Below are 8,104 nucleotides of genomic sequence, written 5' to 3'. Positions count from 1 at the left end.
GAGGCGCTCCACTAGAGACAATCAAACGGTATGTGCAAAATCAAAAAGAGGTTTAGGGAATAAATTCCTGTTCGGGCTAACCCCATGGATAGAATCCAGGGGCTTGCGCCCTCAGGATTTTCGGTCAGAAATTCGCTCCGTCTCAGCTCTATCACGATTATGGTTTATCCTGGCAGTGGCCACTCTATACGTCACAGCCCAAGGTGTTGAGGTGGTAGAAACGGGTAAACGTCGGTGGGTAGATACCCACTGGTTTCGGGGCAACAGCTATTTTCGAATTGGCATAGATTGGGTTAAATCTTCTCTAGAGAATGGCTGGAGACTTATTCGTCGGGTCCGTTTCACCAGCAATCATGATCCTGACCCAACCATGGCTTCGCGCAAGCAACATGAGAAACGAAGCTATCAGCTGGAGTTCAAAATACAAACGTACCACTACGCTGTTGAATAGTTTTGTCAGTCAACCAGGCATCATGTATTGATTTTGCTAATTTAGTTCGAGCAAGTCCTTTGATGTTTAAGTTTTCGTGAGCAATTAAATCGTATTTGCTACATAGCCAATGAGCAACCTGATAATGAAATTCCTTCCGACAACGGGTTAAGTGGAGGTGCAACAAGGCGACTTTATGCTTGGATTTTTTCCAGTTCTTAGAACCCTTGACGCGGCGTGACATTACTTTTTGAGCCTGAGCAAGCTTATCCTGAGCTTTCCTATAAAACTGCGGAATAGGTACTGCTTCTCCGTCGGATGTGGTCAAAAATTTCTCTAAGCCAACGTCAATACCAACGGCAGATTTAACTGAATCTACAGGTAACAGTTCAGGGACGGTATCATCTTTCATCGAAATACAACAATACCAACCATCAGCTTTTTTGACGATAGTGCATTGCTTGAGGACAAAACCCACGCCCTTCGGGCAAGCTTCGCTAACAGGCAATGGTCGGTGCATTACGACAGGCATTGACCCAATTCGACTCAGCTTTAAGACACCATCAATTAGATGTGCTCCAGCTCTGGAATTATTAACTCTAGGGAATACAAACGACCTAAGTTCTCCAACCTTTTTAAACCGAGGTCTACCCCCACGTTTACCACTCGCGTCAGGTTTCCTCCACCTGTCCCAGGCTTTATTTAGCCTTTGTAGGTTAACTTGTTGAGTCTCTGCGTAAATTTTTTTGTACTCAGGAAACAGTCGTTTTGTTTCCTTGAGAGCTGCTTGTTGAGTGTAGTAATTTACCTCTTCTGGAATCTCACCGATCGGCTCACTCACTAAACTGCATCTATCAATCGGGGAACGAGTCCGATTGAGCCAATCAAGTCTTTCTCCCAATGCGTAGTTCCAGTGGCGTCGCAGCAATTCGAGCCACCGTTCCATGGTGATAATTTGTTCAGGACTTGGCTTGATTCGGTAGCAATAAGTGAGTATCATGGTTTTAGTGTAGCATTTATCGCGTATTAATAAAATGTAACTACACAAAAAAAAATAGGTCGATTTATCGTTTTACTGTACATATTGTACTATTAACTAAGTACAGACGACAAGTCATATCAGATCAAATCTTGATTCGGCAGAGCCGACGCTGCGCGAACAGGTTAAAGCAAATATGCTCTTGAAGTTACCGTAAGGATAGGGTCGCCTTATCACAAAAGACTTGAAGCTTTTACGCATAACCTACCAACTATAAAGGCTCCACTAACAATCAGGTTTCGTCTCTGATACTTGCGTCAAGTGGGAGTGCAACCTGGTGGAATTTAACGGAGAGAGTGATCACATCCACTTACTTGTTGACCTTAACCCTAGAGTCGCTCCGGTTAAGTTGATAGCAAATATCAAGACTGTAACCAGTAGATTGATTCGCTCCCGATTTCCTGAATACTTAAGGCAGTTTTATGGGGACAAAAGAGTTTTCTGGACAGGATATTATTTTGTAGCTTCCTGTGGCGGTGTAACGATTGACCAATTAAAGAGTTATGTCCAAAACCAGGAGACCCCGTCAGGTAATTCCCCGGAGAAGAAACCTGAGATAGGGTCGCCTTAATCAATAAGTTTTAACCCTTCTATACATAACCTGCCAACCATAAAGGCTCCACTATCTTACGGTAACTTCTAACCCGCTAACCCTCCGGGTATAACGGGAGACCCCTTACCTGTTTAGTTGGTGTGATCACTGGGTTGCTAGCCAGTTACGGAACTATCGCAGTAGCAGGTTTTGGTATTGCCTCACGAATAGAATCCTTTAGCCAGATTGTGCTATTGGCACTGTCTGCCAGCATTGGACCATTTGTAGGGCAAAACTGGGGGGCGAAAAAGTACCTCCGTGTCCATCAAGCCTTGCGTCTAAGTTTCCTATTTTGCTTATTTTGGGGAGTGCTAGTAACAGTGATTCTTGCTCCCACAGCTCCTTGGTTAGCCTCGCTGTTTAACAGCAACCCAGAAGTAATAACAATTACCGCCACTTACCTACTTATTGTCCCGATTAGCTATGCCGGAGCAGGCGTGATTCTAGTTGCTAGTTCCACCTTTAATGCCTTAGGTAAACCCTTACCATCAGTGGTGATGATGGTGACTAGGATGGTGGTGCTTTACATACCACTGGCCTATCTAGGCAGTCAGCTATTTGGGGTAAATGGTATCTTTGCCGCTGCCTGTATTTCTAACGTAGCTGTTGGCTTAGGAGCATATATCTGGAATCAGAAAACTTGTGATCTCAAAACTGTCTTAGCATTGGATAAAAATTCAGTGTCTGCTGGTATGGGTCAGCTTTGAGGTCAGCTATCAGCTGTCAGCTATCAGCGTGTCGCGTATCAGCTATCAGTTATCAGCTATCAGCGTGTCGCGTATCAGCTATCAGTTATCAGCTATCAGCCATTCGCGTAGCGTGGCCCAAAGGCCAAGGCCAAAGCCTGACTACTGACCACTGACGGCTGACGGCTGAATGCTTACCTTCTGACTTCACTGCTCCGAAGCTCCGTTCGCGTTTGGCCTACGGCCAAACGCGAACGCGCAGCGTCGGGCAAAGCCCTAAAGCGTGGCTCACGGCCTTAGCTCCCTAAAAACATGTACCTAACCTAATTGAAAACCGCTATATAACAAAAGAGTGTTTGGCAGGTTGCCAAACCTTATGGCTGTCAATACAAATGATGAATTTATAATCGTTTTACCCGATATAAACTATGATAATTACTCAATCATAGTAGCCATAAAAACGTTAAATACTAGTCACTTAAATGGCTAAAACAATTATTTGTAAATAAATGTCAACAATTTAAATTACCCCTTGCATTTTTTCGAGGAGTTATCTATACTATAGAAGGTAAAGACTGAGACTAATAACCGCGCTGAGTATGCCCGTTAATCATGACCAGCGCGGCTTTCCTCCCAACCAAGTAGGAGTTACTTCTATAATGCCAAAAAAAATCACGATCATCAATCCCGGCTTTTCAGCAAGTCACCGGATCTCCCTTGGGAATACTGAATTCTGACCTCGAAGACTGTAAGCATTACTTGAAATGCCAAAGGGTGCATCTCCTAAAAGCTGTTTGACCTGGTGAGTGGAACGGGCATGTTGGTGAAACGGGCATGTTGCTGGCATGGGCATCTTGGTGGCATGGGCATCTTGGTGGAACGGGCATGTTGGTGGCATGGGCATGTTGGTGGCATGGGCATGTTGGTGGCATGGGCATGTTGGTGGCATGGGCATCTTGCCCGTTTCCTTCCTCGGGCGGGCTTTCCCAACAAAGTGCGAAGAGGTGGAAAATGAAGGCAAGCCCCCCTAAAGCACCACTAGCAAGTACTGTAGTTCTAACCTAGCTGTTGGATTAGGGGCATATATGTGGAATCAGAAAACTTGTAATATCAAAACTGTTTTAGCATTGGAGAAAAATTAAGTATCTAATGAAAACTTTAAACCCTAGTAACTTATCCCTGGATGATGTTCATCGTCTTTTGAATCTCGAAGAACATTATGATGGTTCATTCACACCCTTGTTATCCTTAGAACCGTTAAAAGACGTTGAAAAGCAGGAACTAGTGCAAATAAAGAATGATTTTCGCCCCTATCTAAGATCAGGAAAAGTCTCTGAAGGGCAGGTGAAGTTAGTAGTTATTGCTCCATTGCTAAGATTAGCTGGCTTCTATCACTATCCGATTACAATTTCCGTGGAAGAGGGGATTGCCGAAATTGATAGTGAAGAGGAGGAGACACGAATTACAGGGCGGCTTGATATTCTAGCAATAAACAACCAGCAACCAACATCAGCTAATAACTATTTTTGGGTATTGGTAATCGAAACGAAAAACAGTCTAGTTGACGTAACAGCAGGTTTACCACAATTACTGACCTATGCCTATAAAAGTTTAGAGCATCAGAAATCGGTATGGGGGCTAGTGACCAATGGATTACGTTATCAGTTTGTTTATCTACAGCAGGAAACTTCCCCAATTTATCAGCTGATGCCATTACTAAACCTGATGGAATCTGATAGTTCTATTCAATTGCTAAAGGTTCTTAAAGCTATCTGTAAACTCTGAAATGTGATATCCTAATGTGATATTATCAGCAGGGATGCTTGCCCTAGTCATTCTTATTTCCCGGTTTCAAGGAAAAGTAGATACACCCTGCATTTAGTTAATCTCTCCAATTCTACCATTACAGAAACTGAAGCATCAAAACCATGAGTATCCTTTATGAAGACCAATCATTGTTTGTGATGACGATGGAATCACAATCCAATTTCATTATTTCCCTATTGGTTTAAGCATTCAGCTAATGGTAATAGCCAAGACAAAATCGGTTTGATTGATATCAACTCCTTAGGTTTTGACAATGCGGCGTGTGCCAGCTAGACCTACAGCGAATAAGCCTAATCCCAGTACAGTGGAGGGTTCCGGTACACCAACTGGTTTGTTATCAGAGGGGTAGACAACTTTTATAGGGGATATTCCTGTTAGTTTACTACTGCCTTCACGATTAGACCCTACACTTTGCAGACGCACTGCAAACTTTTGCTCCTTAAACATATTGAGAGTTAAGGCTTCTGTAGCGTGAGATAGGGTAAAGCTAGTGGCTTGAATATCATCACCTCCGATACCATTGGTGCCAATCTTTAAACCAAAATCGAATGAGCCAGGGTTGCTCGGACCACCACCGTTGAGATTGACACCATTGCCAAGATTCTTAGTATTGGTTACCAAACCCCCGGTTACATCATTGCCACTAACACTCAAATCATTTGAGTTCAAATTGAAAGTGTCGTTAATATCGAAGAATACCCCAGTGATGTCGGCCAAGGTATCAGTCACTTCAAAGTTAAACTTAACATCATTGCCAACTTCCTCTAAAGTAATGTTGACTGTAGCTGGAGAACCGGTAAATGGAGAAATATCGAAGTCAAGAGCAGCCGCTTCAGCAGAGATGGCGGTCAATGTAGAAGCAGCGATGGTTACAGTAGCAGCTGCCATTAAAGAGGGCTTGATGTTCATGAGTGTGTAATCCTTAACTTTTCTTAATTATCAGGATTACAGGCTGATGTTTGCATTCAGGTTGCTTCAATGTATCCCTAGTTGATGACTTACTGTATCACTTCCGCAGATAGCCTAGGTCTAATTCCATAATGGCGATAATTCCAATAATCCCGCAAAATCTTGTTGTGGTCAAAGCAGAGATTAGATGGAACTTCCCAAGGGTGAAAAATGCCGAGATTTTTAGCATCATCAGCCGCTTTTGGTTCACCAGTTGCTGTAGCTAAAAACACAATACTAATGGTATGTTTACGGGCATCACGACTAGGGTCAGAATACACCTGGAATTGCTCAATTAGTTCAACCTGTAAGCTGATTTCTTCCTTAGCTTCCCGCAGCGCTGCTGTTTCTACCGACTCGCCGTAATCTACAAAGCCACCGGGAATTGCCCAGCCTAGGGGGGGATTCTCCCGTTCAATCAAAATAATCGGTCGATGGGGTCGGTCGATTAGTTCAATAATGATATCAACAGTGGGAGCAGGATTACGGTATTGAGTAGAAGTCATGGGTTAGATAACATATGCTTGAGTATTTATCATATAGCAAAGGAAACAGGGAATAGTGAATAGGGAGTAGGGAGTAGGGAGTAGGGAGTAGGGAGTAGGGAGTAGGGAGTAGGGAAGTTCCGATCATAAATTCTGACAATTAATATTGTGTAATATTGTGAGAAATGCGATATGTCCGATTACCCTGACCCAAAAACTAGAGACTAGACGGAATTTTATCTCTCGCCTGAGTTACAATAATTTTTTATTCAGCTTCACCACGATAGACTCAACTCGCCGACGATGCTTTACTGTTAAAGCTTTACCATCAAAGCTTTACCGTCACATTTGAAATTTTTAGTTAGCAGAGGCAGTTGACTTCGGTGGTGTAACTATCCCACTGAGGGGAAGGTGCTATGTTTACGCTCATCAATGCTTTATTTGCTTTGATCATGATCGGGATTTTACTCCTGATCGGCAGGTTTCTCAAACAGAAAGTTCCGCTGTTTCAATCCCTTTATCTACCAGAATCGGTTATTGCTGGGGGAGTAGCATTGTTACTCGGACCAGGAGTATTGGGTGCGATCGCATCTACCGTATCAGGTACAGATTCCTTACTAGCTGGGGGTTTGTTTCCGAAAGCCATGGCAACATTTTGGTCTCAGTCTCCTGGTGTCTTTATCAATGTTGTCTTCGCCGCCTTATTTTTAGGTGAAGCTATCCCCAGTCCCATAAAAATTTGGCGCAAAGCGGCACCTCAGGTAGCATTCGGTCAAACCCTGGCCTGGGGACAATATGTGATTGGACTGCTGCTAGTTCTGTTAGTCTTGAGTCCGATATTCGGTGTCGATCCCATCGCAGGTGCATTAATCGAAGTTGCCTTTGAAGGCGGTCACGGCACCGCTGCTGGCATGACCAATACCTTTAGAAAACTCGGTTTTAACGACGGTGGTGACTTGGCTCTAGGCTTGGCTACAGTCGGTATTCTCTCAGGAGTGATCGCAGGTACCTGGCTAGCAAGCTGGGGCAGGCGCAAGGGATACATCCACAGGAGCCCTGATCCCAGCAGTGAGCTACAACAGTTTCGGGATAAAATTCAAAATACAATTCAACAGACAATTCAACGAGAACCTACGGAAGTCAGGTTAACCAGAGCGAGATTAATGGATGGTTTACTGATCGATCCCCTGTCATTGAACCTTGCTTTTGTAGGAGTTGCGATCGCAATCGGCTGGCTAATCCTGGCAGTGCTCAAGTTTATTGAGTCAGTTACTTGGGGAGCCGGTGGCTTTCAAGTCATTCAGTATGTGCCTCTTTTTCCCATGGCACTAATTGGTGGTTTGATTGTCCAAGTAGTAACCGTGCGTCTAGGACTGGGGTCACTAATTATTCGACCCTTGCAGGAGCGTATCTCTGGCGTAGCGCTAGATGTGGTAATTGTGACCGCATTAGCGTCGATTTCCCTAAGAGTGCTGGGAAACAACCTCTTGCCATTTTTAATTCTTGCGATCGCTGGCATCGTCTGGAACATCTGGGGATTTATTTTCCTGGCACCCCGTATACTCCCCAGATACTGGTTTGAGCGTGGCATCGGGGATATGGGACAATCCATGGGAGTGACAGCAACCGGTATCTTGTTGATCCAGATGGTAGACCCAGATAACCATACCGGTGCTTTTGAGAGTTTCGCCTACAAACAGTTGTTCTTTGAACCGATAGTAGGTGGTGGCTTGTTTACTGCTGCTGCACCAGCACTGATTGTGCAATTTGGCCCATCGGTAGTGTTACTGCTAACCACAGGATTACTAGCTTTCTGGTTAATCTTTGGTCTGTGGAACTTTAAGCGGATGAGAAAGACATTTAGGCAAGCTAATCTTTGAAGGGTTAGGGCGTGTTTTCTTGCCTCGGAGATCCCCCATTATCCCCCTTAAAAAAGGGGGACTTTGAGTATGGCTCCCCCCTTTTTTAAGCTATGCTTTATAAACATCTTTCTTAACATAAAACTTGACAAAAAGAGTCAAGTGTGTGTTCTTGCTAGAATCGCCTCTGGCATCTATTATCACAAATATGGAACAATGGATATTGAAAGAGCTAGGA

General features: G+C 44.0%; 8 protein-coding genes and 2 pseudogenes. 5 read left to right on the top strand and 5 right to left on the bottom strand.

Features of this window, described 5'->3' with window-relative positions; genetic code table 11:
* Positions 1-451, top strand: a 451-nt coding sequence (locus F6K63_RS35775; RefSeq protein WP_287314852.1) for a hypothetical protein, incomplete at its 5' end; no start/stop codon positions are given.
* A gap of 16 nt (positions 452-467) precedes the next feature.
* Here the strand turns inward: F6K63_RS35775 and F6K63_RS35770 are convergent.
* Positions 468-1,430: pseudogene (locus tag F6K63_RS35770) on the bottom strand (RNA-guided endonuclease InsQ/TnpB family protein); the annotation flags it as partial.
* Between the two features lie 289 nt (positions 1,431-1,719).
* Between F6K63_RS35770 and tnpA the strand changes: the two are divergent.
* A pseudogene (gene tnpA, locus F6K63_RS35765) lies at positions 1,720-2,040 on the top strand (IS200/IS605 family transposase); the annotation flags it as partial.
* A gap of 122 nt (positions 2,041-2,162) precedes the next feature.
* Positions 2,163-2,768, top strand: a complete 606-nt coding sequence (locus tag F6K63_RS35760; protein WP_287314851.1) for an MATE family efflux transporter — start codon at positions 2,163-2,165, stop codon at positions 2,766-2,768.
* A 682-nt stretch (positions 2,769-3,450) separates the two neighbouring features.
* Here F6K63_RS35760 and F6K63_RS35755 read toward each other — a convergent pair.
* Complete coding sequence (locus tag F6K63_RS35755) at positions 3,451-3,696, bottom strand: hypothetical protein (RefSeq protein WP_287314849.1); 246 nt, start codon at positions 3,694-3,696, stop codon at positions 3,451-3,453.
* Between the two features lie 200 nt (positions 3,697-3,896).
* Here F6K63_RS35755 and F6K63_RS35750 point away from each other — a divergent pair, with 200 nt between their 5' ends.
* A complete protein-coding gene (locus F6K63_RS35750) occupies positions 3,897-4,532 on the top strand; it encodes a restriction endonuclease subunit R (protein ID WP_287251338.1) in 636 nt (211 codons plus the stop codon).
* 282 nt (positions 4,533-4,814) lie between these two features.
* Here F6K63_RS35750 and F6K63_RS35745 read toward each other — a convergent pair whose 3' ends face one another.
* The 3 genes from F6K63_RS35745 to F6K63_RS35735 form a co-directional block, all read right to left on the bottom strand.
* On the bottom strand, positions 4,815-5,483 hold the full coding sequence (locus F6K63_RS35745) for a PEP-CTERM sorting domain-containing protein (protein ID WP_044495188.1): 669 nt from the start codon (positions 5,481-5,483) through the stop codon (positions 4,815-4,817).
* An 89-nt stretch (positions 5,484-5,572) separates the two neighbouring features.
* Entirely contained in the window at positions 5,573-6,028 is a 456-nt protein-coding gene (locus tag F6K63_RS35740; protein WP_008189649.1) for an NUDIX domain-containing protein, read from the bottom strand.
* Positions 6,006-6,167 (bottom strand): hypothetical protein, encoded by a 162-nt coding sequence (locus F6K63_RS35735; RefSeq protein ID WP_165691813.1) that lies wholly within the window; start codon positions 6,165-6,167, stop codon positions 6,006-6,008. The genes F6K63_RS35740 and F6K63_RS35735 overlap by 23 nt, the downstream gene beginning before the upstream one ends.
* Before the next feature lie 256 nt (positions 6,168-6,423).
* Here F6K63_RS35735 and F6K63_RS35730 point away from each other — a divergent pair, with 256 nt between their 5' ends.
* Positions 6,424-7,887, top strand: a complete 1,464-nt coding sequence (locus F6K63_RS35730) for a sodium/glutamate symporter (RefSeq protein WP_008189647.1) — start codon at positions 6,424-6,426, stop codon at positions 7,885-7,887.
* The last annotated feature ends 217 nt before the right edge of the window (positions 7,888-8,104 follow it).

It is taken from the genome of Moorena sp. SIO1G6 (assembly GCF_010672795.1).
Lineage (GTDB): Bacteria > Cyanobacteriota > Cyanobacteriia > Cyanobacteriales > Coleofasciculaceae > Moorena > Moorena producens.
Note: the sequence above shows the minus strand (reverse complement) of the source record. Positions and strands in the feature narration are given on the sequence as shown.

Bases quoted from the DNA above. Each gene is read 5' to 3' on its own strand.
- F6K63_RS35755 (WP_287314849.1), bottom strand. From the start codon at position 3,696: ATGCCACCAACATGCCCATGCCACCAACATGCCCATGCCACCAACATG.
- F6K63_RS35750 (WP_287251338.1), top strand. From the start codon at position 3,897: ATGAAAACTTTAAACCCTAGTAACTTATCCCTGGATGATGTTCATCGT.
- F6K63_RS35745 (WP_044495188.1), bottom strand. From the start codon at position 5,483: ATGAACATCAAGCCCTCTTTAATGGCAGCTGCTACTGTAACCATCGCT.
- F6K63_RS35740 (WP_008189649.1), bottom strand. From the start codon at position 6,028: ATGACTTCTACTCAATACCGTAATCCTGCTCCCACTGTTGATATCATT.
- F6K63_RS35730 (WP_008189647.1), top strand. From the start codon at position 6,424: ATGTTTACGCTCATCAATGCTTTATTTGCTTTGATCATGATCGGGATT.